Annotated in this window: 24 protein-coding genes and 2 tRNA genes; 15 read left to right on the forward strand and 11 right to left on the reverse strand. The window is 65.6% G+C overall.

Annotation, left to right across the window (positions count from 1 at the left end; all coding sequences use genetic code 11):
* Positions 1-34: 34 nt before the first annotated feature.
* Both Pmi06nite_RS35150 and Pmi06nite_RS35155 read right to left on the reverse strand, forming a co-directional pair.
* Complete coding sequence (locus Pmi06nite_RS35150; protein WP_239114417.1) at positions 35-1,768, reverse strand: ATP-binding SpoIIE family protein phosphatase; 1,734 nt, start codon at positions 1,766-1,768, stop codon at positions 35-37.
* Between the two features lie 184 nt (positions 1,769-1,952).
* Positions 1,953-2,450: a DUF2087 domain-containing protein gene (locus Pmi06nite_RS35155; protein ID WP_203957508.1), complete on the reverse strand. Its 498-nt coding sequence runs from the start codon at positions 2,448-2,450 to the stop codon at positions 1,953-1,955.
* A 101-nt stretch (positions 2,451-2,551) separates the two neighbouring features.
* Between Pmi06nite_RS35155 and Pmi06nite_RS35160 the strand changes: the two genes are divergently transcribed.
* The 3 genes from Pmi06nite_RS35160 to Pmi06nite_RS35170 all read left to right on the forward strand — a co-directional run bounded on the left by Pmi06nite_RS35160 (position 2,552) and on the right by Pmi06nite_RS35170 (position 4,756).
* On the forward strand, positions 2,552-2,944 hold the full coding sequence (locus Pmi06nite_RS35160) for a VOC family protein (RefSeq protein WP_203957509.1): 393 nt from the start codon (positions 2,552-2,554) through the stop codon (positions 2,942-2,944).
* Between the two features lie 287 nt (positions 2,945-3,231).
* On the forward strand, positions 3,232-4,050 hold the full coding sequence (locus tag Pmi06nite_RS35165) for a helix-turn-helix transcriptional regulator (protein WP_203957510.1): 819 nt from the start codon (positions 3,232-3,234) through the stop codon (positions 4,048-4,050).
* A gap of 430 nt (positions 4,051-4,480) precedes the next feature.
* Positions 4,481-4,756 (forward strand): hypothetical protein, encoded by a 276-nt coding sequence (locus Pmi06nite_RS35170; RefSeq protein ID WP_203957511.1) that lies wholly within the window; start codon positions 4,481-4,483, stop codon positions 4,754-4,756.
* Between the two features lie 193 nt (positions 4,757-4,949).
* On the opposite strand, the gene Pmi06nite_RS35175 is transcribed toward Pmi06nite_RS35170, so the two are convergent.
* On the reverse strand, positions 4,950-5,240 hold the full coding sequence (locus Pmi06nite_RS35175) for a hypothetical protein (RefSeq protein ID WP_203957512.1): 291 nt from the start codon (positions 5,238-5,240) through the stop codon (positions 4,950-4,952).
* Positions 5,241-5,858: 618 nt separating this feature from the next.
* On the opposite strand from Pmi06nite_RS35175, the gene Pmi06nite_RS35180 reads away from it, so the two are divergent.
* A complete protein-coding gene (locus Pmi06nite_RS35180; protein ID WP_203887839.1) occupies positions 5,859-6,209 on the forward strand; it encodes a hypothetical protein in 351 nt (116 codons plus the stop codon).
* Positions 6,210-6,784: 575 nt separating this feature from the next.
* Positions 6,785-7,366 carry a tyrosine-type recombinase/integrase gene (locus Pmi06nite_RS35185; RefSeq protein WP_373317353.1) on the forward strand — a complete coding sequence of 194 codons (582 nt, stop codon included), beginning with the start codon at positions 6,785-6,787 and terminating at the stop codon, positions 7,364-7,366.
* Positions 7,367-7,432: 66 nt separating this feature from the next.
* Here Pmi06nite_RS35185 and Pmi06nite_RS35190 read toward each other — a convergent pair.
* Positions 7,433-7,506: transfer RNA gene (locus Pmi06nite_RS35190), tRNA-Pro, on the reverse strand.
* Positions 7,507-7,595: 89 nt separating this feature from the next.
* Between Pmi06nite_RS35190 and Pmi06nite_RS35195 the strand changes: the two genes are divergently transcribed.
* Positions 7,596-7,666, forward strand: a tRNA-Gly gene (locus tag Pmi06nite_RS35195).
* 94 nt (positions 7,667-7,760) lie between these two features.
* On the opposite strand, the gene Pmi06nite_RS35200 is transcribed toward Pmi06nite_RS35195, so the two are convergent.
* Positions 7,761-7,946 (reverse strand): hypothetical protein, encoded by a 186-nt coding sequence (locus Pmi06nite_RS35200; RefSeq protein WP_203957514.1) that lies wholly within the window; start codon positions 7,944-7,946, stop codon positions 7,761-7,763.
* A gap of 232 nt (positions 7,947-8,178) precedes the next feature.
* Between Pmi06nite_RS35200 and Pmi06nite_RS35205 the strand changes: the two genes are divergently transcribed.
* Entirely contained in the window at positions 8,179-8,643 is a 465-nt protein-coding gene (locus tag Pmi06nite_RS35205) for a VOC family protein (protein WP_203957515.1), read from the forward strand.
* A 283-nt stretch (positions 8,644-8,926) separates the two neighbouring features.
* Here Pmi06nite_RS35205 and infA read toward each other — a convergent pair whose 3' ends face one another.
* From infA to Pmi06nite_RS35225, 4 genes are all read right to left on the reverse strand, one after another.
* Complete coding sequence (gene infA, locus Pmi06nite_RS35210; RefSeq protein ID WP_203957516.1) at positions 8,927-9,151, reverse strand: translation initiation factor IF-1; 225 nt, start codon at positions 9,149-9,151, stop codon at positions 8,927-8,929.
* A 213-nt stretch (positions 9,152-9,364) separates the two neighbouring features.
* Positions 9,365-10,135: a GNAT family N-acetyltransferase gene (locus Pmi06nite_RS35215; RefSeq protein WP_239114418.1), complete on the reverse strand. Its 771-nt coding sequence runs from the start codon at positions 10,133-10,135 to the stop codon at positions 9,365-9,367.
* A gap of 243 nt (positions 10,136-10,378) precedes the next feature.
* The gene (locus tag Pmi06nite_RS35220) at positions 10,379-10,537 is read right to left on the reverse strand and encodes a hypothetical protein (protein WP_203957518.1); all 159 of its coding nucleotides are present in this window, start codon (positions 10,535-10,537) and stop codon (positions 10,379-10,381) included.
* A gap of 118 nt (positions 10,538-10,655) precedes the next feature.
* Positions 10,656-11,576 (reverse strand): DUF6891 domain-containing protein, encoded by a 921-nt coding sequence (locus Pmi06nite_RS35225; RefSeq protein ID WP_203957519.1) that lies wholly within the window; start codon positions 11,574-11,576, stop codon positions 10,656-10,658.
* Positions 11,577-11,660: 84 nt separating this feature from the next.
* On the opposite strand from Pmi06nite_RS35225, the gene Pmi06nite_RS35230 reads away from it, so the two are divergent.
* Together Pmi06nite_RS35230 and Pmi06nite_RS35235 are read left to right on the forward strand one after the other, a co-directional pair.
* On the forward strand, positions 11,661-12,095 hold the full coding sequence (locus Pmi06nite_RS35230) for a hypothetical protein (RefSeq protein WP_203957520.1): 435 nt from the start codon (positions 11,661-11,663) through the stop codon (positions 12,093-12,095).
* A 131-nt stretch (positions 12,096-12,226) separates the two neighbouring features.
* A complete protein-coding gene (locus Pmi06nite_RS35235) occupies positions 12,227-12,628 on the forward strand; it encodes a DUF6924 domain-containing protein (RefSeq protein ID WP_203957521.1) in 402 nt (133 codons plus the stop codon).
* 147 nt (positions 12,629-12,775) lie between these two features.
* On the opposite strand, the gene Pmi06nite_RS35240 is transcribed toward Pmi06nite_RS35235, so the two are convergent.
* Complete coding sequence (locus Pmi06nite_RS35240; protein ID WP_203957522.1) at positions 12,776-13,993, reverse strand: threonine synthase; 1,218 nt, start codon at positions 13,991-13,993, stop codon at positions 12,776-12,778.
* Positions 13,994-14,187: 194 nt separating this feature from the next.
* Positions 14,188-14,667, reverse strand: a complete 480-nt coding sequence (locus tag Pmi06nite_RS35245; RefSeq protein WP_203957523.1) for an ATP-binding protein — start codon at positions 14,665-14,667, stop codon at positions 14,188-14,190.
* 272 nt (positions 14,668-14,939) lie between these two features.
* Here Pmi06nite_RS35245 and Pmi06nite_RS35250 point away from each other — a divergent pair, with 272 nt between their 5' ends.
* The 6 genes from Pmi06nite_RS35250 to Pmi06nite_RS35275 all read left to right on the forward strand — a co-directional run bounded on the left by Pmi06nite_RS35250 (position 14,940) and on the right by Pmi06nite_RS35275 (position 23,143).
* The gene (locus Pmi06nite_RS35250) at positions 14,940-15,806 is read left to right on the forward strand and encodes a Sco1979 family transcriptional regulator (protein WP_203957524.1); all 867 of its coding nucleotides are present in this window, start codon (positions 14,940-14,942) and stop codon (positions 15,804-15,806) included.
* A 198-nt stretch (positions 15,807-16,004) separates the two neighbouring features.
* On the forward strand, positions 16,005-17,369 hold the full coding sequence (gene tig / locus Pmi06nite_RS35255; RefSeq protein ID WP_203957525.1) for a trigger factor: 1,365 nt from the start codon (positions 16,005-16,007) through the stop codon (positions 17,367-17,369).
* A gap of 338 nt (positions 17,370-17,707) precedes the next feature.
* Positions 17,708-18,352: a ClpP family protease gene (locus Pmi06nite_RS35260; RefSeq protein ID WP_275409636.1), complete on the forward strand. Its 645-nt coding sequence runs from the start codon at positions 17,708-17,710 to the stop codon at positions 18,350-18,352.
* Positions 18,349-19,011, forward strand: coding sequence for an ATP-dependent Clp protease proteolytic subunit (locus tag Pmi06nite_RS35265; protein WP_203957526.1), 663 nt, complete (start codon positions 18,349-18,351; stop codon positions 19,009-19,011). The genes Pmi06nite_RS35260 and Pmi06nite_RS35265 overlap by 4 nt, the downstream gene beginning before the upstream one ends.
* A gap of 194 nt (positions 19,012-19,205) precedes the next feature.
* On the forward strand, positions 19,206-20,489 hold the full coding sequence (clpX, locus tag Pmi06nite_RS35270) for an ATP-dependent Clp protease ATP-binding subunit ClpX (protein ID WP_203957527.1): 1,284 nt from the start codon (positions 19,206-19,208) through the stop codon (positions 20,487-20,489).
* Positions 20,490-20,563: 74 nt separating this feature from the next.
* Complete coding sequence (locus Pmi06nite_RS35275) at positions 20,564-23,143, forward strand: valine--tRNA ligase (RefSeq protein WP_203957528.1); 2,580 nt, start codon at positions 20,564-20,566, stop codon at positions 23,141-23,143.
* The last annotated feature ends 306 nt before the right edge of the window (positions 23,144-23,449 follow it).

Here is a 23,449-nt window from a genome sequence, read left to right on the forward strand (position 1 = left end):
GTCGTACACGGTCTTCTATGGACGAACTATCAGATCAGTGGATGCGCTGCTCAACCCAGACGATCTTTCCGTACTGCGTGGGGCGCGTGCCCCAGCGGTAGGCGAACCGCTTGACGAGCTGAAGCCCCCGGCCGGTGTCGTCATCGGGGGTGGACGCACGAGGGGCGGGGCTCGTCGGGGAGCCGTCGGCGACCTCGCACACCAGCGTCCGGCCGCGCAGCAGACGCAGCTCGATCGGCGGCCAGCCGTGTTTGAGCGCGTTGGTGACCAGCTCGCTGACGATGAGCTCGCTGCTGTCGATCAGACCGTTCAGGCGCCAGGACGCCAACGTGGCCCGGACGAAACGGCGGGCGTGCGCCACGAACCGGGGGTCGGCCGGCAGCGGGCAGGTCGCCACCTCGTCGGGGTCGAGCTCGCGCACCCGGGCCAGCAGCAGGGCGATGTCGTCGCGTTCGTGCCCGGGACGCTGGCTGCTGATCGTCAGGTCGCACATGTCCTCGAGATCCTCGACCGGTCCCGCCAGGAGGCGGCGCAGGGCCATGATCCCGGCGTCGATGTCGCGATCCCTGCTCTCCACCAGGCCGTCGGTGTAGAGGGCGAGGACGCTGCCGGCGGGCAGGACGAGTTCGCGCATCTCCAGGGGATCGCTCCCGATGCCGAGGGGGAGCCCCGAGGGCAGCTCGATGATCTCGGTCGACCTGTCGGGGTGGATGAGCACGGGCGGGACGTGGCCGGCCCTGGAGAAGGCGCAGCTCCGCGTGACCGGGTCGTAGACGGCGTAGACGCAGGTGGCGATCTGCGTGGGGTCGAGGTCCTGGCTCATCAGGTTGAGCCGGAAGAGCACCTCGTCAGGCGGAAGGTCGAGGCTCGCCAGCGTCCGGGCGGCCGTGCGGAGCTGGCCCATGGTGGCCGCCGCCCGGGTGCCGTGCCCCATGACGTCGCCCACGACCAGCGCGGAACGGCAGCCCGGCAGCGGGATCACGTCGTACCAGTCGCCGCCCACTCCCATCAGGTCGCTGGCCGGCAGGTAGCGCGAGGCGATCTCCATGCCGAGCGGCTGGGGGAGGTCGGCGGGCAGCAGACTGCTCTGCAGGGTCAGTGCCGTACGCCGCTCGCGGGTGTAGAGCCGCGCGTTGTCGACGCACACGGCCGTCCGCGCGGCGAGTTCCTCCGCCACGGAGACGTCCTGCTCCTCGAACGGACGGCTCCCGGGCCTGCGGCTGAACACCACGCACCCGAGCACCCTGCCCCGGGCCTTCAGCGGGACCGCGAGGAACGAGGACTCGGTGAGAAGGCCGGCGACCGACTCCTCACGTTCGATGCCGGAGCCGATCAGCCGGGCGCTGTCCTTGTCCAGGACGGGATACATCAGGGGCTGCCCGGTCGCCATGCACTGGGCGTGGGGGAGCGCCGGGGGATAGGACGTGATCTCGTCGATCGGGAAGGCGCGCAGCCACGCCTCCGGGTTGTCGCTGGCCACCCCGAGCGCGACCCGGCGGAAGAGCGTGGTGCCGTCGATCGGCCGGGAGGGCAGCTCGCCGTCGATCATGAGCCGTTCCTGCACCATGATGGCCGCCGTGTCGGCGAAGCGCGGGACGGCCACGTCCATGAGCTCGCGGCTCGTCTCCGCGAGGTCGAGCGTGCTGCCGATCCGGCGGCTGGCCTCGTTGAGGAATGCGAGCCGTTCGTGCGCGGACGCGGCGCTGCTGCGGCGCCACTCGCCCCGGGTGTCCTGGGCGGGGGCCTTGATGACGCAGTTCCGGTTCAATCGCTACTCCGGCGGGAAACGGTGGGTGTCCCAAATCGTATGGAGGTGATACATCACATTTCAGCAATCTCCGAAGTCGGCAGGAGATTGCCTCAGATATGCGGCGATTTCCTAGATTCACGGCTAATGGGCAATATGCCCGATATCGCGGTGAGGGATCGCCGCCGTACGCCTGCCCGAGGCCTCAGACGGTCCCGCCGCTGCGCCAGTAGACGTTGTTCTCGCGGCTGAGGAACGCCTCGTCGACGAGGTACCGCCGCAGTGCGGCGTAGTCGTCGTGGAACGCGCGGAGCGCGACGTTGACCTCTTTCTCCGAGTAGCGGATGCCCGGCTCGAAGACGCGCGCGACGTAGTCCAGCACGATCAGTCTCTTCGCGCGCTTCGTCGGGAGCGAGGTCAGGCGTCCGTCGACGAGGAACGTGTCGAGCAGGCTCGCCGGCTCCTTGGGCGTCGCGCGGAGCAGGTTCCTGAAAACCTCCGGGTCGGCTCGCCAGCCGTCTTCATCCTGTACGGCGAGGCCGCCGCGGGCCAGCCGTGTCAGCGCCCGCTCGGCCACCTCGGGAGCGAGCCCGGTCACCTTGCCGGGCGGATCCTCCGGTCGTAACACGAGACCGGCGAAGACCCGCAATGTGTCGTCCTGCCCGAGGAGACCGAGCACGCGCGAGATGTCTCTTTCGATCACGGGGTCCACCGTACTTTCTTCCGCCCGACCGCGCTGCCCGGAGTCGGCGAGGCCCTTTGTACAGTCGGATGAAAGGCCAGTCCGGACCACTGGAGGTCCCCGTGCCAGCACAACTCGACCACACGATCGTCCACAGCACAGACCGTTTCGCCTCCGCGCGGTTCCTGACGGAACTGATCGGCGCCACGGAACCCAGGGCGTTCGGGCCGTTCGCCGCCGTCCCGCTCGCCAACGGGGTGACGGTGGACTACGCCGACTCGCTCGTCGCCGGAGACCGGATCGTCATGCAGCATCTCGCCCTTCTCGTCTCGGAGGACGAGTTCGACGAGATCTTCGGCCGGATCGTCGAACGGGGACTGCCCCACTGGGCCGAACCCGCGCACCACGGCCCAGGCCAGATCAACCACCGAGACCAGGGGAGAGGCGTGTACGTCGACGATCCCGACGGGCATGCCATCGAGTTCCTCACCCACACCCACGTCCTGGACGGCTGACCTCTCGTCAGGGTTGGAGGCGCATGCCTCGTCGCTTCGCCTGGTCCCCGTCGTCCGCTTCAGGCCGGTGAGGCGAGGAGGTGATGGGCTTGTGCCGCTTTGGCGGACGGGGATGGAGGTGGTGTGGCCGAGCAGAGGTCGCCGACCGGGCCGGTCGGCTGGAAGCGGTGGGCTGGAAGCGGTGGGCTGGAAGCGGTGGGCTGGAAAGCGGTCGGCTGGAAAAGCGCAATCATTTGGTAGGTGTATCCCACCCTGGCTCCTGACAAGATTCTCTGTAGCTTGTCAATATGTTCGACGGGAATCTTCTCGGCGAGTTCCTCCGGGCTCGGCGTTCGGTCACGACCCCTGACCAGGTCGGGCTGCCGCTAGTCGGTCGCCGCCGGACTCCGGGGTTACGCCGCGACGAGGTGGCGGTACTGGCCGGAGTCAGCGTCGACTACTACACCCGACTGGAACAGGGCAGGGAACACAAGCCATCCGATCAAGTACTCCAAGCGCTGGCGCGGGCCCTCAGACTCGACGCCGACGCCACCGAGCATCTGTACGAGCTCGCGCGTGGCCGACCGCACAAGCGGAGGCCCACCGGCCGGGTCGACGCCGTCAACCCGAGCGTGCTGCGGTTCGTGGAGGGCTGCGACCACGTCTCGGCGCTCGTGGTGAATGGCCGGCTCGACGTGCTGGTCAGGAATCCGCTGGCGAACGCCATCTACGAGGGGTTGGAACACGCCGGCAATCTGGTCCGCCTGGCCTTCCTCAACCCTGCTGCACGCGCGTTCTACCTGGATTGGGAACAGCAGTCCTGGGTCAAGGTGGCGCATCTGCGCGCCGCGGCGGGATCAGACCTCCAGGACCCGGCCATGGTCGAGCTGATCGAGGAACTCTCGCTCGCAAGTGACGATTTTCGCCGGATGTGGGCTCGTCACGACGTACGCGCCGTGACCGCCACGTCGGTCCGCTTTCGCCACCGCGATGTCGGTGACCTCTCCTTGAATACTCATATGTTCACCATCGAGAGCGCCCCCACACAGCAGATCCTCATATTCGAGGCCGAGCCCGGCACCTCGTCCGAGCACGCGCTGGCCAAGCTGCGCCGTACCCACTCCTAGCGGCAGACGGGACCGGCGCACCCCCTCCGGAACCCCGCGACCCGAACCAGATCGGCCAGACCGACACGTGGAACGGCAGTGGCGACCCACTGGTCACGCAGAAGGCCACCCCCGATCTCGGGGATGGCCTTCTCGCTGATCTGAGAGTCGGGGCGACAGGATTTGAACCTGCGACTTCTTGCTCCCAAAGCACTGGTCATGATCCCGGGGCCTGGCGTTTGTCCTGGTGAAGCCACATGTTCAGTGCACGGACGTGCATCGAAGGGCGAGGCCAGGCACCCCGGAAGTCACTCAGTTTGACACTCACTCGGCGGCACGCACCGTCGGCGGCTTCTCGGCTGTTGGCACCCTGCCAGCGACCCTGGGTGGCCCGGCGGTCGGCTATTACTCTGAGTACTCTCCGAGTGGCAACGATCACCAGGACGGCTTTGTGAACAGGCTTACAGTGCAGAGCGGCAGCGAGGATCTCGTCTGCCTCTTCATCGAACCGTACGGCGAGAACTTCTGGTTGAAGCCCGGTGACAAATTCACCGTTGTACCGGCTGAGGACACGTCGGATCCTCAGTTCACGGTAGTTGCCGCCACCGACCACATGGTGGTGTGGATCTACGAAAGCGGCGACCCCGAGAAGGTGATCGTCGACTATGCGATCATCGACAACAACGGCACCGCGTTGGAGTGCGGCCACCAGCAGCCGGTTGACTAGGGACCCGAGGGATCATGTCCCTGACCTGGGCCAGGCTCTTGCCTTTGTAAGCGGCGCAGCCCCAGTTTGGAAGATCTGTGTACAAGATCCTCTAAGCTGCTGCGACGCTGGTCAGGCGCTCCATCGTGTCACTCATGATCTTCCGTGGTTTGCCGTGAGTCACCGCTCTGACGGGCACGGGACGGACACGGCTTTAGTCGCCGACGAACCACAGATACCGGTGCGGCCCCTGCTCGACGACTCGGCACAACTCGCGGGCCTGTCTGACCCAGTCACCGTCGCAAGCAGCCGGGAGCCGGTCGAGTTCCGCCAGCAGTAGCGGCACCTGCCGATGATTGAAGACCGCGTCGCCATACGGGACCAAGGCCTGGAGCATCGGGAATCCCCCTGGGTCGAGATCCGCGAAGGCAGCGGTCCACTGCACGCCACCATCGGCCCGAGCCACGACCTTCCCGCTCTCATCACGCACCTGGATATTGATCACCCGTCGAGCCTATTGGCACCTGTACGTGCCCCACAGACGGCCCTAAGTCTTCAATACAGGGTTAGAACAATCGTTCGATTAGGTAGCTGTGGGGCGTGACGCACGACCTCCCTCCACAAGTCCGCGACCTGGCTCGCGACGGCCATTACTCCTACATCGACGAGTGGCAGCGCTGCGACGACGGCTGGTGGGCCCACTTGTGGTGAATCGAGGACAACTCGAAAAGTGGCTGGTCCAAACACCAGGACCCGTTCCTACAGCACGACGCCTGGCGGCCGGCCGCCCAGGTCCAACACATCGACGGGCAGATCTACCGGAAGGTTCGCCGCACGCGGCTTGATCTGTCGACAGGTAAGTCGATGCCGATCACCGGGGCCACCTAGCACCCGGGAAACCTGGGTCGAATCGGCCTGTAGGCCGGGTACAGATTCCGCACGCCTCCTACCTGCACGGATTCGCTCTGAACTACAGGCGAACTGTGAAAACGCTTCCATTCGTTGTTATCGCTTGTCAGCGTTTTCCGTGGCCGTGTGCCCCCGAACGATGGGTCACTCTCGGGCGCCCCTTCAGCTGTCCAGGGACCCACCGCGTCGAACGACGTCCACATAACATGGTGATATGGCAGGGTACTCCATGGATCGAATCAGGAAGATCGCTTTTCCTGTGCCGGTTCGGCGCGGAGCATGGTGGGTGCATTCGTGGACGGTGACAGTCCCGATTGGGTTTTCCCTCGATGGCTGTACCATTCCGGAGCCACTACAAGACAGTGAAGGGGGGATGGTTGTTCTGGTCGTTTCGGCGGCCCAGGGAGCAATTCGGTTGGATTGCTTCGAGAAGAACGAGATCATCTCCCCGGCGGCTCTGATCTATGTATCGCAGATTGTTCATGCAGTCAGGTCGGATGCCGGCAACGGCGTGTTGGTCGATGGCGATGCTGATCACCCTCTCTTTTTCGTAGTCAGAGGCTGATGGTGTCGCTGATCACTCAACGTGTGTTCGGAGCCTGCTGGTGTGCCCACAGACTTGAGCGATGCCAGGCGAGGTGAGGCGACGCTTCCCGAGACTCGCGGCATACCTAGAGGAGAACACCTGGATAGGGCGCCCCTGGAACACCGACCAGGCCCTTTAAGTCACTCCTTCGGGAGCCACGCTCTTAACTATGCCAGGAAGGTGATAATGGGCGACGACCGTAGATTCCGTGAAGCAGCACAGGCGGTCGTTGACCTGGTGTTCACGGACGACATGGAGCTTTTTGACTCCATGCCCGACGATATTCAAGAAAACCTCGGACCAGCGCTGTCGGTTCTAGGTGATCCTACGACATACGGATTTGACACTGAGCGATTGATATTGGCCGCAATTATTGTTGAACAGATCGCCACGAAATGCAGGAACGCGCTCCCGCCTGCCCTAAATCAAGGCTTGATGCTATGGAGGCTGAACGGAGGGCTTTGCGACCCTGAAGGACATGACAAACCGGGCCCCTCTACCCCATCCCGTTTGCCATCGACCCACCGCGAAGCGGCAGCGGGCCGGCGACAGAGGTGCAAGCCCGGGCGCGCACGGAGGAACTCAGGGCGCTCACATGGGATCACGTGGACCTGATAGGCCAACTGGACGCCTTGCCGCCGCTACCTCCGCACGTGGCCGTATGGCGCTCGGTGCGGACGGACGGGGACACCAAGACCCGGCAGTCGCGGCGAACGCTCGCCCTGCCCAAGCGCTGCGTTGATGTGCTCCGGCAGCATCGGGAGAAACAGTTGATGTGCTCCGGCAGCATCGGGAGAAACAGAGGAGTGAACAGGGGGAGCACTGGGCAGAGACTGGTCTCGTCTTCGCGTCGTCGGCCGGCATCCCACTGTATGCCGCGAACGTACGGCGGGCCTTCCGCAGCGTCATCAAGAACGTTGACGGATTGGACCGCTGCGTGGACACCCCGGGAACTCCGGCACAGTTTCGTCTCGCTGCTCTCCGACAGCGGCATCCCCCTGAAGGAGATCTCCCGCCTCGTTGGACACAGCAGCACGGCCGTCACGGAAGCGGTGTACCGGAAGCAGATCCGGCCAGTGCTGCAGGGGGGAGCGGTGGCCATCGACCGGATCTTCAAGGACGATCCGGAACCGTAGTCACTCAGTTTGTCACGCAGAAGGCCACTCCCGATCTTGGGGGTGGCCTTCCTGCTGGTTGGAGAGTCGGGGCGACAGGATTTGAACCTGCGACTTCTTGCTCCCAAAGCAAGCGCGCTACCAAGCTGCGCCACGCCCCGTCTCGTCGGTTACGCGTGCGCTCGGATACTCCGGTACGCTTACGCCCTGACGACCGGATGAAGTCTAAACCAGATGAAGACCGGCGTGCGCGGACGTAGCTCAATGGTAGAGCCCCAGTCTTCCAAACTGGCTACGCGGGTTCGATTCCCGTCGTCCGCTCTCAGTGCAAAAGGCCAGGTCACCCCGTACAGGGCGCCTGGCCTTCGTCATCTTCGCAGGAATTTAAGATCTTTCGTGCCACACACGTGCCACACTACGTTTTCTCGATCCTGGGCTCGCTCGCGACCTTGAACGCCTGCCCGAGCGCCTTGGCGATGGCCTGGTCGCGATCTTGTGAGGCGTGTAGGTGGATCAGCGCCGCCCGAGGGGAAGAGTGACCCATTCGCGCCATCAGCTCTTTGAGACTCGCGCCGGTGGCCGCCGCCAGGGTGTTCCCCACGTGGCGTAGATCGTGGAAGTGAACGTCAGGTAGGTCCACAGCCGTACGAGCCTTGTTCCAGATCCGGCGGAAGCTGGACCACGACCCGCACCACGCCGGCCTCCAAATCGAGGTGAGTACGGCGAAGGCCCGCCGGCTCACCCCATCAGCCCAGATGTCGGCTGCGTAGGCTGCCCGGGGATCTCCCCGCGGCTTCACCTGCCCCGTTGGCCGCCCTGCGGGCGGTTACAGCATGCACCGCCCACTATGGAAAGCTTCTCGCGTGGCATCCGTTAGGCAGTTTCAAGTCACTTTCGACTGTGCAGAACCTGAACGCGTCGCTCGTTTCTGGTGCGAAGTGTTGGGGTATGTCGCACCGCCGGTACCTGAGGGATTTGCCACGTGGGACGATTTCAACCGCACGTTGCCGCCTGAGGATCAGGGTTCATGGTCCGCATGCGTTGATCCCTCAGGGGTGGGTCCGCGACTGTACTTCCAGCGCGTTCCAGAAGGCAAGGTCGTCAAGAATCGGCTGCACCTTTGCGTGCGGGTCGGCGTCGGGCTGAAGGGTGAGGAGCGCCTGGCGGCCCTTGAGGCCGAATGCGCACGGCTGATCCCGCTCGGCGCGGTACGCGCTTACCTCCTGCCTGCCGATGAAGTAAACGAGTCGACCCTCGTGATGCAGGACATAGAAGGCAACGAGTTCTGCTTGGACTGAGGTACGGCTCGCCCTTCGGGCCGAGGAACACCCATTCCTCGTCGCCCTTCTCGGCGTATCGATTCAGATGTCCCTGGTCAGCTCCGACGGAGGACGCGATGCGACAGCGGCATCGGCGACCGGCTCGAAGCCGGACGCTTGATACCGCTGTCGACGACGTGCCTACCTGGCCGAGATGCCGGACGAAGAACCGAGCCGAGTCGTCAATTCTGATTCCTGCATCGAGCATTTTCCGATCCGGATCGGAGACTTCTTTTCCTATTCGGGTACGCCCCGCCCGCCACTACGTCCTGTACCGGTAGAGGATCCGGCCGCGGGTGAGGTCGTACGGGCTGAGCTCCACGAGCACCCGGTCATACGGCAAGATCTTGATGTAATTCTTCCGTATCTTCCCGCTGATGTGCGCCAGCACTTTGTGCCCGTTCTGGAGCTCTACCTTGAAGGTGGCATTGCGCAGGCACTCGACGACCGTGCCTTCGACTTCGATGCCGTCTGTTGTTCTTGGCATATTCTCGCATTTCTCCGTTCGATGACTGTGAGGTCGATGAGGAAACGAATTTCATTGGCGCAACCGTGATCGAGGCGCCTCAGACGCGGTTGTCGCGGACGTCGGCCGCGACCGGCCGTCCCGCGCGCTACGGGACCGTTGCGCGCTCATCAGGTAGGCCTGTGCAGATGTGCTTCGGGCCCGGTTCCCCTCGCGCGGTCATGCGGTTGGGCGTCAGCGGAGCACCAACTCCAGGTTGCTGCTCGCACGCCGGGCGCCGACGCCCTCGAACAGCGCCATGGCCGCCCCGTTGGATTCGTTCACTTCGGCCGATGCCGTTTCGATCCCGCAGCGGTGCAGCGAGCCCAGCACGTGGGCGAGCAGCGCCCGAGCGATACCGCGGCGGTGCTGGTCGGATCGGACCGCGATCAGCCCGATCCGTGGCTGCCGGGTCACCGGCGCCACCCGGACCAGTCCCACGTATTCATCGGATTGTGCTGCCACCGCGTACTTCGACGGGTCCAGCACAGTAGCGCCGTCCGGGCGGGGCAACACCTCAGCCGGCATCTCCTGCCATCCGACGCTGGCCTCGACTTCGTCGCGAATCTCGCGGTCCAGCTTGCGCAGAGGGCTTTCCTCCGCCTCGCCGACGGCCACTATCGTCACGCCCGACGGCGGAAGCACTGCGCCGAGTCCCGTGACCCGCGGGTCGGTGGGCACGAGGTACTCCCATTCGCGGCGTCGGGTCGTGAAGCCGGCTCGCTCCCAATCGGACGTCAAGTCGAGGTCGGCCTCATCGACCACCGTGTACAAAGGCTTCGGCAGGTCCGCCAGCATGGCATCGGCGAGTTGGTCGAAGACCGCGGCGTGCCAGGAGTCGATGCTGAGGAACATCCGTCCATCGGGTCTGCGCGAAGCGTCGCCGCGGCCGACCGTCCGGTCGTCCTCCACAGCGTGCCATTGCCTCTCCGCGACCTGTGTGATCACTACGGCATGCTCGTCCATGCCTGAAGTGAAATGCGAAGAATTCATAAGTTGTCGCCTTTCGGGATTGCCTTGTCGAGGCGCTCCCGGCGACACCTACGGCAATCGCCCGACCGTGACGACGAGTGGGAGCACCCACATCGATACAGCGTTCATGGGTCTCACCTCCTCGTGTGATGTCACGGTCTGCGGCAAACTATCGGCCCGACGTCGTCTCGTCCAACCATTTTCCCGCCGACCGACTCGGCAGGCTCAGGCTTGTGATCAGTGGTCGAACGCTTCGTCGCTCCACCGCCACCACGCTTCACCCTTGTCGATGTGCAGGAGGAACTCGGGAACCTCACCGCCGTCCGGGTACTTGAGGGTCACGGCTGCGCGGACTTTCCCGTACGCGGCCTCCCATTCCTCGACGTGGTTGTCCACGTCATCGAGCAGGCGGAGTTCCTCATCGAATAGGGTCCGGACGTCCTCGAAGCCAGGGTGGGGCCGTGCGGCCGGCCCAAGACGGACCAGTCCCAGGAGACCCGGAGGCTACGCACCCCTAGCCGACGAGTCTTCTGCGCCAGTCCAGCGGCGTGATCGTGATGGCCTGCCGGGGTTCGCCGTTCCACTCCACCGACAGCCCGGTCTCCTCAAGCGCCGCCACGACCTCCCGGCCGATAGTTGTCGTCGTCTCCGGTGAACCGTCGAATCCGCCGTACAGGAGCGTCAGCCCCTGGCCGCCCGCAGCGGCGTCTGTGCACTGGGAGTGGAAGAAGACGAAGCCACGGGCGTCCGAAGAGCCCACTCCACCGATCTCCGCCTGACCACACGAACGGCAACAGGTGAAGTCCTCCCGTGCCGTGATGCCGGCGGTCTCCAATGCCGCGAAAGCCCGGGTGAGCCGCTCCGGGTCCGTCTCGCCCTCCCAGGCGGCTTGTTCCTCAACGCGCTCCAGCCACATCCGGTCGGCCAATCGCCGCGCCTGCTCAGGCGAGACCGGCCGGTAGTCCCCAGAGACGAGATAGTCCTGCGCGATCTCGGACAGCTGTGCTCGCGTGGCATAGCCGCCAACCAGCACCTCACGGACGCGCCCTTCAAGCTGCTCGCGCTCGACCTCGTCGAGATCAAGCGGGGGCACCGGATCCGGCGCCGGCCCCAAGTCCATCGGCACCCAGTCCAACCCAGAGTTCCAGCCGCGGTCCGCGCGAGCCCAGCCGGTCATCGCCGCGATCACCGGCTCTGGTCCGTCGAGCATCGCCTGGAACTGCCGGTCGGGCGAGCCGTCGCGGTACTCCAGCGTGTAGTCGCCCCCTGCCTGGTGCCACACCTGGATGAAGACATCGGGCAGATCGGGGATCCGCTGGACGACAAGGAACTTGTCGTCCTCACCCCCAATCCGACGGACGAGGCCGGCCAACTCCTGTGTGGCTATCCGGATGTGCCGCTGCCCGTCCTCAGTCTCTACCGCGATCGCAAGCATGCTGCTCACTCTGGCATGGGCGGCCAGCAACGCAGGGCCTCGCCGGGTGGTCACCTCGGGGCCCCGGCTTCTACGGTACGAGTCATGACGGATCTTCCCCGGGGGCAGGAAGCCCTGATGATCAACATCCGTGAGGCGCTCGTCCTGGCAGGCCTGGCCCCTCACCCCGACCGTGACCAGAAGGACCGCGATCCCGCACGTGATCTCGGCGGATTCGGCGTGCACCCGGAGGGTGATACGTCCGTGCGCGTGACCTGGAAGTACCACGGCGATCTTTTCGACGCGATCTACTCCGCCTCCGTCGCAGAACGTGATCCGCAAGATCGCCCGTCCTCCGCCTGGGCCGACCGGACCGAAGAGATCATGAAACGTGCGATGGCCGAGATCCTCTGGGCCGCCGGGTTCACCGTGACGCTTCGTCCGTCCTCAGCCCCCGGCGACGACTTCCCCATCGCATCCTCACTGCTGGTCGGCCCCGACCCGCGTCCAAGAGACGACCCGGCCCGGCCCCAGGAATGATGCTTGATCCGACTCTGAAACACGCCTGATCCCATGAGATGGCCGACGCGGACTCTTTGGACCAGAAGGCTTTCTGTCGTACGGCATTCCTACGATGAGTCATCCGCGCCGCGCGACTCCCGGAGGGTCCGATGAAGCCGCTTCCTCAGGGAACCGGTCCGCTGGTCGTTCGCACCGACTTCTCCAACCAGGTGGCCTGGGAGGCGATCCGGGTGACGATCGAGACCCCTAACGAGGAAGGCTTCGTGGCATACGCGGAATTCCTCGACGATCCGGCCTATGCGGGATCCACAGCCGACGAACTGCTCACGCTCGACCCTCCGGGGGATCTCCTCGCCGTGGTCGACCAGGTCAGCATCATCTCGCCGGAGATGGCGCTCCTGGTCGTCGACCTGCGTAAGGAGCGCGGCCGCCGGTTCCGGATGATCGCTACCGAGTTCTGGGGGATCGAGAACAACCTCTCCATCAGCAATATGGATTTCTTCGAGTTCGCCGACTCGGTGGACGATGACGGTGTCTTCCGCGGCTTTTGACTGGTCAATTTGTCGGTCGCGCGGGCAACACCTCGATTCCCGTCATCCGCTCTCATCGCAAAAGGCCAGGTCAGCCCGTACGGGAATCCTGGCCTTTGAAATCTTCCGGGGACACTCGTTTGCCGGCCGCGAAGATGATCGAGATCGTCAGACGAGGTGGCCGTCCACCGGCAGGACCGGCGCGTCCACCTGGACCGTCCCCGGATACTTCAGGCCGGCGCCCGTGTTCAGCACGACGACCTGCTCGTCCGCTTCGATCCAGCCCGACGCGCGCAACTTGCGGGCCGCCGCGAATGCCGCCGCCCCCTCAGGACAGACGAAGGCCCCCTCCAGCGCCGCGACCTCGCGTAGTTCGGCGAGCAACTCGCCGTCGGTGACCGTCACCGCGGTCCCCGACGTCTCCTCGAGCGCTTCCAGAATGAGGAAGTCGCCGAGGGGCTTGGGCACGTTGATGCCGAACGCCACGGTGTGGGCTCCATCCCAGTACCGGCTCTCCCGCTCCCCGCGTTCGAACGCGCGGACGATCGGCGCGCATCCCTCAGCCTGGACGGCGACCAGCCGTGGCGGCGGACCCGAGATCCAGCCCAGCTCCCGTAGCTCGTTCAGGGCCTTGTGGATGCCGATCAGACCCACGCCGCCGCCGGTCGGGTAGAGGATCACGTCGGGCATCCGCCAGCCGAGCTGCTCGACGATCTCGATGCCCATGGTCTTCTTGCCCTCGATGCGGTACGGCTCCTTGAGCGTCGAGGAGTCGAAGACCCGGCCGTCTGAGGCGGCGACCAACTCGCCGACGATCCGCCCGGCATCGCTGATCAGTCCGTCGACCAGGTGCAGGTCCGCCCGCGAGGCCGTGCACTCCCGCCGGGTGATCTCCGGCGCGTCCACGGGCATGACGATCGTGGTCGCCAGCCCGGCCCGGGCGCCGTAGAGCGCCCAGGCGGCACCCGCATTGCCGTTGGTCGGCATGGCCAGGCGCTCGATCCCCAGCTCGGCCGCGCGGGACACTCCGACAGCCGCGCCGCGTGCCTTGAACGACCCGGTGGGGATCAGTCCTTCGTCCTTCATCAGCAGCCGCGGCAGGCCGATCCGCTCGCCGTACCGAGCCATCGGAAGCAACGGCGTCATCCCCTCGCCGAGGGTGGTCACCGCCTGCCTGTTCCTGACCGGCAGCAGTTCGTGGTAGCGCCAGAGGTCGGGGGAACGCCTCGCGAACTCCCCGGGGTCCACCGACGCACGAACCGCCGCCAGGTCGTAGCGGGCGAGCAACGGCGACCCGCATGCGGTGCACAGGTTCTGCGGACGCTCGCTGTCGTGATCGGCTCCGCACCGGCCGCACTCCAGATGGGACAGCTGGCTGAAACTCACAGGCGCTCCCTCACTGCACTTCTGGGTGCCGACCGTTCGCACGACTGGCTGGCACGTTCGACTGCATATACGTCGATACTGTGACATAACCATCGATCTTGAGACCGCCGGACCATGCGTCGTCACGGCTGCTCACGCGGAAATGAGCCGGCAGCGCGTCCAGCGGATCGCCGCGTGGCCAGAAGGGGGCAGGTTCAGTCGGCGGCGCGGAAGAGCGCCCAGACGGCCTTGCCGCCGTGGTCGAGAGCGTCCCAGCCCCATGCCTGGCTGTAGGTCTCGACGATGTAGAGGCCCCGGCCGTTCTCCGAGATGTAGTCGGGCTCCTTGGGGCAGGGAACCTCGTCGCTCGGGTCCGACACGGCCAGCAGCACGTGCGGGGATATGCGTACCAAAATGAGGGTTATCGGGTGATCGCCCGCCCGGCCCGCCGGATACAGAGAGTAACGGACGGCGTTGGTCACGAGCTCGGAGACGACCAGAGCGGCGTCGTCGCTCAGTTCCGCGAAACCCCATTGCCTGAGGGTCGACCGTGTGACATCGCGAGCGGTCTTCACAGAGTCGGCCTGGGGCCGGAGAAGACAGGTGGTGGTCTCGGAGTCCTCTGCGGACTGTACGAACCGACCGAAGCCCACTTCGCGGGTTAACTGGCCGGCAGATTCGGGCGTTTCCGGCATGCTGCCCGTACCTCCCGCTGGTCAGTTCCGAGGATGGTGCATGTTTGGCCCAATATGCACCAAGTCATCATGGATCACCGACGAGCCTCGCTGCAAGACCCAAATGCACGTGCAGCTGGCGCGTGCAAGTGCACGCGGGGGTACTGGCGAGTAAATAGGACACGGAGATCAGACCTTGTCATCGTGGCCAGAAGTGGTGACACTGTGTGGGCTGGGGGTGTCGTGCGGGACTTCCCTTTGGGTGCAGAGGGCCGAGTCGAGAGGGAGGTGCCGTGATACAGATCCAGCCTGGATCAGGGCCGACGGCGCTCCGCATCCTCTTGGGATCACAACTTCGCCGGCTGCGCGAGAACAAGGGCATCACGCGTGACGAGGCGGGTCAGACGATCCGCTGCTCCGAGTCCAAGATCAGCCGGATGGAGCTCGGCCGGGTCGGTTTCAAGGGTCGCGATGTGTCGGACCTCCTCAGCCTCTACGGAGTGGAGGACGAGGAGACGCGGACGGTCGTCATGGACCTCGTGGAGAAGGCCAACGAACCCGGCTGGTGGCACCGATTCAGCGACCTGCTGCCCTCCTGGTTCCAGGCCTACGTCGGCCTGGAGGAGGCGGCCCAGCGCATCCGCACCTATGAAGTCCAGTTCGTCCCCGGGCTGCTCCAGACCAAGGAATACGCACGGGCGGTCATCACGGCGGGCGCCGTGGGCGCGGCGCCGGAGGAGATCTCACGGCGGGTCGACCTGCGGCTGGAGCGTCAGCGCGTCCTCGACGGGGACAGCAGCCCCCGGTTCTGGGCGGTGATCGACGAGGCGGCGCTTCGCAGGCCGATCGGTGGCGTCGAGGTCATGCGCGGCCAGATCCAGCACCTCATCGACCTGATGAACCAGCCCAACATCACGATCCAGGTCATGCCGTTCAGCTACGGAGGCCACGCCGCCGAGGGCGGCGCCTTCAGTATTTTGAGGTTCGGCGACCCGGAGCTCCCGGACATCGTCTACGTGGAGCAACTCGCGAGCGCCCTCTATCTCGACAAACGCGATGAGGTGGACCGCTACAGCGAGGTCATGGAGCGCTTGTGCGCGGTCAGCACGACGCCCGTGGAGACGGTGGACCTGCTCCGGCAGATCATGACGGATCTCTGATCAGTCGCTGCCGGGCACCTGTCTGTTCTAGACTGCCCTTGGCGCTGGACAGCCGCCACACTGCAGCATGCCCAAGGCGTGCGCGATGGCGACGGTGCTTCCTGTGCCGCTCACGTGGGCGCGGCGCGCGTTAAGTGCCGCGGTTGCCGTGCACGACGCGCCCGCGATCACCAGATGCTGGATCAAGGAGACCACCCCGTGAAGACCGCTGTCGAGGAGCTCAGCCCTACCCGGGTCAGGCTCACCGTCGAGGTGCCGTTCAAGGAGCTCGAGCCGAGCCTGCAGGCCGCCTACAAGAAGGTCGCGCAGCAGGTCCGCGTGCCCGGATTCCGCCCCGGCAAGGTGCCGGCCCGGATCATCGAGCAGCGCTTCGGCCGCGCGGTGGTTCTCGAGGAGACCCTGAACGACGCCCTGCCCAAGCTGTACGGCCAAGCCGTCGATGAAAGCGACGTCTTCCCCGTGAGCCAGCCCGAGATCGAGGTCACCAAGATCGAGGACGGCGAGCAGGTCGAATTCACCGCCGAAGTCGACGTCCGCCCGACCTTCGACGTACCCGACTACGACGGCCTCGAGGTCGTGGTCGACGCCGTCGAGGTGACCGACGAGGACATCGACACCCAGATCGACGCGCTGCGCCAGCGTTTCGCCACGCTGACCGGCGTGGAGCGGGCGGCGAGCAGCGGCGACTACGTCGTGATGGACCTGCGCGCCGAGATCGACGGCAACAACCTCGAGGAGCAGCAGGCCGCTGACGTCTCCTACGAGGTCGGCGCCGGCTCTGTGCTCCAGGGCCTCGACGACGCCCTCGACGGCATGTCCGCCGACGAGGAGAAGACCTTCCGCACCACCCTGGTCGGCGGTGAGAACGCCGGCGAGGAGGCCGACGTGATCATCAACGTCAAGTCGGTCAAGGAGAAGGTCCTGCCCGAGCTCGACGATGAGTTCGCCCAGCTGGCCAGCGAGTTCGACACGCTGGACGAGCTGAAGGACAGCATCCGCGAGCAGGCCCGTCGCAACAAGCTCATCGAGCAGGTCGTGCAGACCCGGGACAAGGCCCTGGAGGCCCTGCTCGGCCAGATCGACATTCCGCTGCCCGACAGCGCGCTCAAGGCGGAGATCGACGCTCGCAAGCACAACCTCGAGCACCAGATCGCCGACAGCGGCCTCAGCCGCGAGGCGTACTTCCGGCTCTACCAGACCACCGAGGACGACCAGTTCGCGGAGTTCGAGGAGACGTCCGCGAAGGCGCTGAAGACCGGCTTCGTCCTCGACAAGATCGTCAAGGCCGAGGACATCAACGTCAACGAGCAGGAGCTCACCGACTTCGTCGTCCGCCGTGCCATGCAGCTCGGCGTCGCCCCGAACACGCTGGCCCAGCACCTGGCCGACAACGACCAGCTCACGCTGGCCATGATGGAGATCGTCAGGGACAAGGCCAAGACCGTGGTCGGGGACGCCGCGAAGGTGACCGACGGCGAGGGCAACGCGGTCGACCTCAAGGCCGTCTACGCCGAGCTCGACACGGAGCAGGCCACCGAGCAGGAGGAGCCGGCGGAAGCCTGATCGTCAGGCCTTCCACGGCGTCCCGTTCGAGAACGGGCACGAACCCCCGGCGCACTTCGGTGTGCCGGGGGTTTTTCCCTTGCCGGGGGAAAATCCGCGCAAATTCCTCGGGGGCGAGGCCGTCGCAGGCGTCGCCGTACGAGCGACGGGACGGGCGTCACCGATGCCCCGGTTCCGCCCGATCCCAGGGCCGTCGCGAATGGAGCGGCGACATGGTGATCGGCCCCGTGAGCATGCGCCGTCAGCGAACAGTCGGGCGAGGAGGCATGACCTGTCTGCGGCGCGCGTTAAGGTCACAAGCAAAGCCAATCGATTACGACGCATCGGAAGGTGACGCTGTGACCAGCCCGCCGACCTTCTTCCCGCACGCCACCTCCGGCTTCGAGGCGCGTGGCCGTGAGGACGGCTCGTTCCGCCTTGAGGACCAGCTCTACCAGCGGTTGCTGCGAGAGCGCATCGTGGTCCTCGGTACCCAGGTCTCCGATGAGGTGGCCAACCGCCTCTGTGCCGAGTTGCTCCTTCTGGCCGCCGATGACCCCAACCGGGACATCTGGCTCTACATCAACTCCCCGGGCGGTTCCGTGACGTCCGGCATGGCGATTTACGACATGATGGAGTACGTACCGAACGACGTGTGCACGGTCGCAATGGGCCTGGCCGCGTCGATGGGGCAGTTCCTGCTCTGCGCCGGCGCTCCGGGCAAGCGCTACGCGCTGCCGAACGCGCGGATCATGATGCACCAGCCGTCGGGCGGTATCGGTGGTACCGCGGCGGACATCGCGATCCAGGCCGAGCAGATGCTTTACGTGAAGAAGACCCTTGCGGAGCGCATCGCGTTCCACACGGGCCAGCCGCTCGACCAGATCGAGCGCGACTCCGATCGTGACCGCTGGTTCACGGCCGAGGAGGCCAAGGACTACGGCTTCATCGATCAGGTCGTGCGCAGCGCCCGGCAGGTGCCCTCTGAGGGCGCCGTCTCATGAGTGGAGCTTCCCAAGTGAGTGAGCTGATCCGGCCGGGAGACATCAACGGCCGCTACGTTCTCCCTTCCTTCGTCGAGCGCACCTCGTACGGCGTGAAGGAGATGAATCCGTACAACAAGCTGTTCGAGGATCGCATCATCTTCCTCGGCGTGCAGATCGACGACGCCTCCGCCAACGACGTCATGGCGCAGTTGCTGACGCTGGAGTCGCTCGATCCCGATCGCGACATCAACATCTACATCAACTCGCCCGGCGGGTCGTTCACCGCGATGACGGCGATCTACGACACGATGCAGTTCGTCCGTCCGGAGATCCAGACGGTCTGCCTCGGCCAGGCGGCCTCGGCCGCCGCGGTCCTGCTGGCCGGCGGAACCCCGGGCAAGCGGTTCGCGCTGCCGAACGCACGCGTCCTGATCCACCAGCCCTCGACCGAGGGCGGCGGCCAGGGAAGCGACATCGAGATCCAGGCACGTGAGATCCTGCGTATGCGATCCCTGCTCGAGGAGATCGTGGCCAAGCACTCGGGCAAGGCGCCCGAGGAGGTCCGCAGGGACATCGAGCGAGACAAGATTCTCAGCGCCGACGAGGCGAAGGCGTACGGGCTGGTGGACGACATCATCCCGTCGCGTAAGAAGCGCGCAGCGGCGATCGCTTCCTGAGAAGGTTGCCGCACCGGATGGTGCCCAATTCGGCACCTTCCGGTGCGACTCACCGCTAGGGGGCTCACTGAGGGCTCAGAAGACGGTAACGTCGAAACCTGAGCGGCATGACGTTTTCGCGCCGGAGCACGAATCGAGGCGCGGACGGAAGCGACCGCGGCGGCAGGGCGGTCCCACGCAAAGGAGTATCTGGGGTGGCACGCATCGGCGACGGGGGAGACCTGCTGAAGTGCTCGTTCTGTGGCAAGAGCCAGAAGCAGGTCAAGAAGCTCATCGCCGGACCAGGCGTCTATATCTGCGATGAGTGCATCGATCTCTGCAACGAGATCATCGAGGAGGAGCTCTCCGAGTCCTCCGAGCTCAAGTGGGACAACCTTCCCAAGCCCCGTGAGATCTACGAGTTCCTCGACGCCTACGTCATCGGTCAGGACCAGGCGAAGAAGGCGCTCTCGGTAGCGGTGTACAACCACTACAAGCGCGTGCAGTCCGGTGAGCGCGGCCGCGACGACGGTCTGGAGTTGGCGAAGTCCAACATCCTCCTCCTCGGCCCCACCGGCTCCGGTAAGACCCTCCTGGCACAGACCTTGGCGAAGATGCTGAACGTGCCGTTCGCCATCGCCGACGCCACGGCCCTCACCGAGGCGGGATACGTCGGTGAGGACGTCGAGAACATCCTGCTCAAGCTGATCCAGGCCGCTGACTACGACGTCAAGAAGGCCGAGACCGGGATCATCTACATCGACGAGGTCGACAAGATCGCTCGCAAGAGCGAGAACCCGTCGATCACCCGGGACGTCTCCGGCGAGGGTGTCCAGCAGGCCCTGCTGAAGATCCTTGAGGGGACGACGGCGAGTGTGCCCCCGCAGGGCGGCCGCAAGCACCCGCACCAGGAGTTCATCCAGATCGACACCACCAACGTGCTGTTCATCTGCGGTGGTGCTTTCGCGGGCCTCGAGAAGATCATCGAGTCGCGGATCGGCAAGAAGGGGATCGGCTTCAACGCCATCATCCACTCCAAGGAAGAGGCCGACACCTCGGACATCTTCTCGGACGTCATGCCTGAGGACCTGCTGAAGTTCGGCATGATCCCGGAGTTCGTCGGCCGGCTTCCCGTGATCACCTCGGTGCACAACCTCGACAGGGAAGCGCTGATCCAGATCCTGACCGAGCCGCGCAACGCGCTCGTGAAGCAGTACCGGCGGCTGTTCGAGCTGGACAACGTCGAGCTGGAGTTCACTGACGACGCGCTGGAGGCGATCGCCGACCAGGCCATCCTCCGCGGCACCGGTGCGCGCGGTCTTCGCGCGATCTTGGAGGAGGTCCTCCTCTCGGTGATGTACGAGGTACCTTCGCGGCAGGACGTGGCCCGAGTCGTGATCACCCGGGAGGCCGTGCTCGAGCACGTCAACCCGACTCTGGTGCCGCGAGACCAACTCCAGGTCAAGCAGCAGCGCACCCCGCGCGAGAAGTCGGCCTGACACCAGGCGGCCTCTGGCGCTTCACCCGATCGGTCGGCACATGAGGCGTGTCGACGTCCCTAGAATTGGCCATCATGACGACGCCTGAGCTGCCTACCCAGTACGCGCCCGCCGATGTCGAGACCCGCAATTACGAGCGCTGGGTATCGGAGGGCTACTTCACCCCTGACCCGGGCAGCGGGCGTGAGCCGTACAGCATCGTGCTGCCCCCGCCGAACGTGACGGGGTCCTTGCACGTCGGGCACGCACTCGACCATTCCATCCAGGACGCGCTGACCCGCAGGGCGCGCATGCGGGGCCTGGAGACGTTGTGGCTCCCCGGCATGGACCACGCCGGCATCGCGACGCAGAACGTCGTGGAGCGGGAGATCGCCAAGGAGGGCCTGTCCCGCCATGACTTCGGGCGAGAGGCGTTCATCGAGCGCGTCTGGCAGTGGAAGGAAGAGTCGGGCGGGCGGATCCTCGGCCAGATGACGAAGCTCGGCGACGGCGTGGACTGGTCGCGTGAGCGGTTCACGATGGACGAGGGGCTCTCCCGGGCCGTTCAAACGATCTTCAAGCGTCTCTTCGACGACGGCCTCATCTATCGCGCAGAGCGGATCATCAACTGGTGCCCGCGCTGCCTGACCGCGCTGTCCGACATCGAGGTGGAGCACAGCGAGGACGACGGCGAGCTCGTCTCGATCCGGTACGGCGAGGGCGACGTGGAGATCGTCGTGGCCACCACCCGGGCGGAGACCATGCTCGGCGACACGGCCGTGGCGGTCCACCCCGCCGACGAGCGGTACGCCCACCTGATCGGCCAGTTCGTGGAGGTCCCGCTCACGGGGCGGCGGATCCCGATCGTGGCCGACGAGCACGTCGACCCGTCCTTCGGCACCGGCGCGGTGAAGGTGACGCCCGCCCACGACCCGAACGACTTCGAGATCGGGCGCCGGCATTCGCTGGAGTCCCTCGTGGTCATGGACGAGCGCGGCGTGATCACGGCGCACGGCCCGTTCCTGGGCCTCGACCGGTTCGAGGCGCGTCCCGCCGTCGTTGCGGCGTTGCGGCAGCAGGGCCGGATCGTCGCGGAGAAGCGGCCCTACACGCACTCCGTCGGCCACTGCTCCCGGTGCAAGACCGTGGTCGAGCCGCGGCTGTCGCTGCAGTGGTTCGTCAACGTCTCGCCCCTCGCCAAGGCGGCCGGCGACGCCGTCCGTGACGGACGCACGCGCATCCACCCGCCGGAGCTGGCCAAGCGCTACTTCGACTGGGTCGACGACATGCACGACTGGTGCATCTCGCGGCAGCTGTGGTGGGGCCACCGGATCCCGGTCTGGTACGGCCCGGACGGTGAGATCGTGTGCGTCGGCCCCGACGAGGAGCCACCCGCGGGCTGGGAGCAGGACCCGGATGTCCTGGACACCTGGTTCTCCTCAGGCCTGTGGCCCTTCTCGACGCTCGGCTGGCCGGAGGCGACCCCGGAACTGGCGCGCTTCTATCCGACGAGCGTCCTGGTCACGGGGTACGACATCCTCTTCTTCTGGGTCGCCCGGATGATGATGTTCGGTCTGTACGCGATGGACGGGGAACCGCCGTTCCGTACGGTGGCGCTGCACGGCATGGTCCGCGACCAGTTCGGCAAGAAGATGTCCAAGTCATTCGGCAACGTCGTCGATCCGCTGGACTGGATCGCCCGGTACGGCGCCGACGCGACACGGTTCACGCTGCTCCGTGGTGCCAATCCCGGTTCCGACGTGGCGATCAGCGAGGACTGGGCGGGCGGCTCGCGCAACTTCTGCAACAAGATCTGGAACGCCACGCGCTTCGCGCTCATGAACGGCGCAGTCTCCGAGGGGCTGCCTTCAGAGCTGACAGCCGCCGACCGGTGGATCCTCTCCCGGCTGCAGTCGGTCGTCATGTCCGTGGACGCGGCCTACGAGGACTTCGAGTTCGCGAAGATCTCCGACTCGCTCTACCACTTCGCGTGGGACGAGGTCTGCGACTGGTACGTCGAGCTCGCCAAGGTTCAGATCGCCCAGGGCGGTGAGGTCGCCGAGAACACCAAACGGGTTCTTGGGCATGTCTTCGACTCCGTGCTGCGCCTGCTGCATCCGCTCGTGCCATTCGTGACCGAGGAGCTGTGGCGGGCTCTCACGGGGGGAGAATCTCTCGCGGTGGCCCCATGGCCGGTCGTGTCGCAGGAGCTGGTCGACCCGGCTGCCGAGCGGGAGTTGGCCTCCCTCCAGGAGTTGGTGACAGAGGTCCGCCGTTTCCGGTCCGATCAGGGCCTCAAGCCGGGTCAGCGGGTCGCCGCACGGTTGTCTCTCGCGGGTACGGCTCTCGCCGCACACGAAGGGGCGATCAGGACGCTGCTGAGGCTCGAGGCCGCCTCGGACACCTTCGCCCCGACGGCTCGCCTCACGGTGGGCGCCGTGGCCGTGGAGATCGATACGGCGGGAGCCATCGACGTCGCGGCCGAGCGGAAGAGGTTGGAGAAGGACCTGGCCGCGGCTCGCAAGGAGCATGCGCAGGTCACCGGGAAACTGGGCAACGAGCAGTTCATGGCGAAGGCGCCCGACGACGTCGTCGCCAAGGTCCGAGGCCGTGCCGCACAGGCGGAAGAGGACATCGCGCGCCTGGAGGCTCATCTGGCCGCGTTGCCGGCCTAGGCGATCCCCGCCCGAACACCTGAGGTTTGGGCGACACAGGGCGGGGAAGGTTCCGTGAGTTGCGGAAGTTGTCATCAGCACCCCTTCGGGGGTGCTAATCTTCATGTACGCGGAAAACACGGCGCGCCTCACCTCTTCTCAGAGAATCGCGAGCTACGCTTCCCGCTAACTCCTCTCATTCAACCCGGATTCGGGATGCTGTCGAGCGTTCGATGGCAATTCGGATATCGGGTAGGCTGGAGGGGTTGCCCCGGAGACGGGGTGGTCGGAATTCCTGTTGGATTGCGGGGTTCGGGTCAAGTGTTT

Origin of the sequence: Planotetraspora mira (assembly GCF_016863275.1) — a bacterium.
GTDB lineage: Bacteria > Actinomycetota > Actinomycetes > Streptosporangiales > Streptosporangiaceae > Planotetraspora > Planotetraspora mira.

What these genes read in the sequence shown, in the direction of transcription:
- Pmi06nite_RS35165 (WP_203957510.1), top strand. Translation starts at nt 3,232, where the DNA reads ATGTTCGACGGGAATCTTCTCGGCGAGTTCCTCCGGGCTCGGCGTTCG.
- Pmi06nite_RS35180 (WP_203887839.1), top strand. Translation starts at nt 5,859, where the DNA reads ATGGCAGGGTACTCCATGGATCGAATCAGGAAGATCGCTTTTCCTGTG.
- Pmi06nite_RS35205 (WP_203957515.1), top strand. Translation starts at nt 8,179, where the DNA reads ATGCACCGCCCACTATGGAAAGCTTCTCGCGTGGCATCCGTTAGGCAG.
- infA (WP_203957516.1), bottom strand. Translation starts at nt 9,151, where the DNA reads ATGCCAAGAACAACAGACGGCATCGAAGTCGAAGGCACGGTCGTCGAG.
- Pmi06nite_RS35215 (WP_239114418.1), bottom strand. Translation starts at nt 10,135, where the DNA reads ATGGACGAGCATGCCGTAGTGATCACACAGGTCGCGGAGAGGCAATGG.
- Pmi06nite_RS35225 (WP_203957519.1), bottom strand. Translation starts at nt 11,576, where the DNA reads ATGCTTGCGATCGCGGTAGAGACTGAGGACGGGCAGCGGCACATCCGG.
- Pmi06nite_RS35230 (WP_203957520.1), top strand. Translation starts at nt 11,661, where the DNA reads ATGACGGATCTTCCCCGGGGGCAGGAAGCCCTGATGATCAACATCCGT.
- Pmi06nite_RS35235 (WP_203957521.1), top strand. Translation starts at nt 12,227, where the DNA reads ATGAAGCCGCTTCCTCAGGGAACCGGTCCGCTGGTCGTTCGCACCGAC.
- Pmi06nite_RS35245 (WP_203957523.1), bottom strand. Translation starts at nt 14,667, where the DNA reads ATGCCGGAAACGCCCGAATCTGCCGGCCAGTTAACCCGCGAAGTGGGC.
- Pmi06nite_RS35265 (WP_203957526.1), top strand. Translation starts at nt 18,349, where the DNA reads ATGAGTGGAGCTTCCCAAGTGAGTGAGCTGATCCGGCCGGGAGACATC.
- Pmi06nite_RS35275 (WP_203957528.1), top strand. Translation starts at nt 20,564, where the DNA reads ATGACGACGCCTGAGCTGCCTACCCAGTACGCGCCCGCCGATGTCGAG.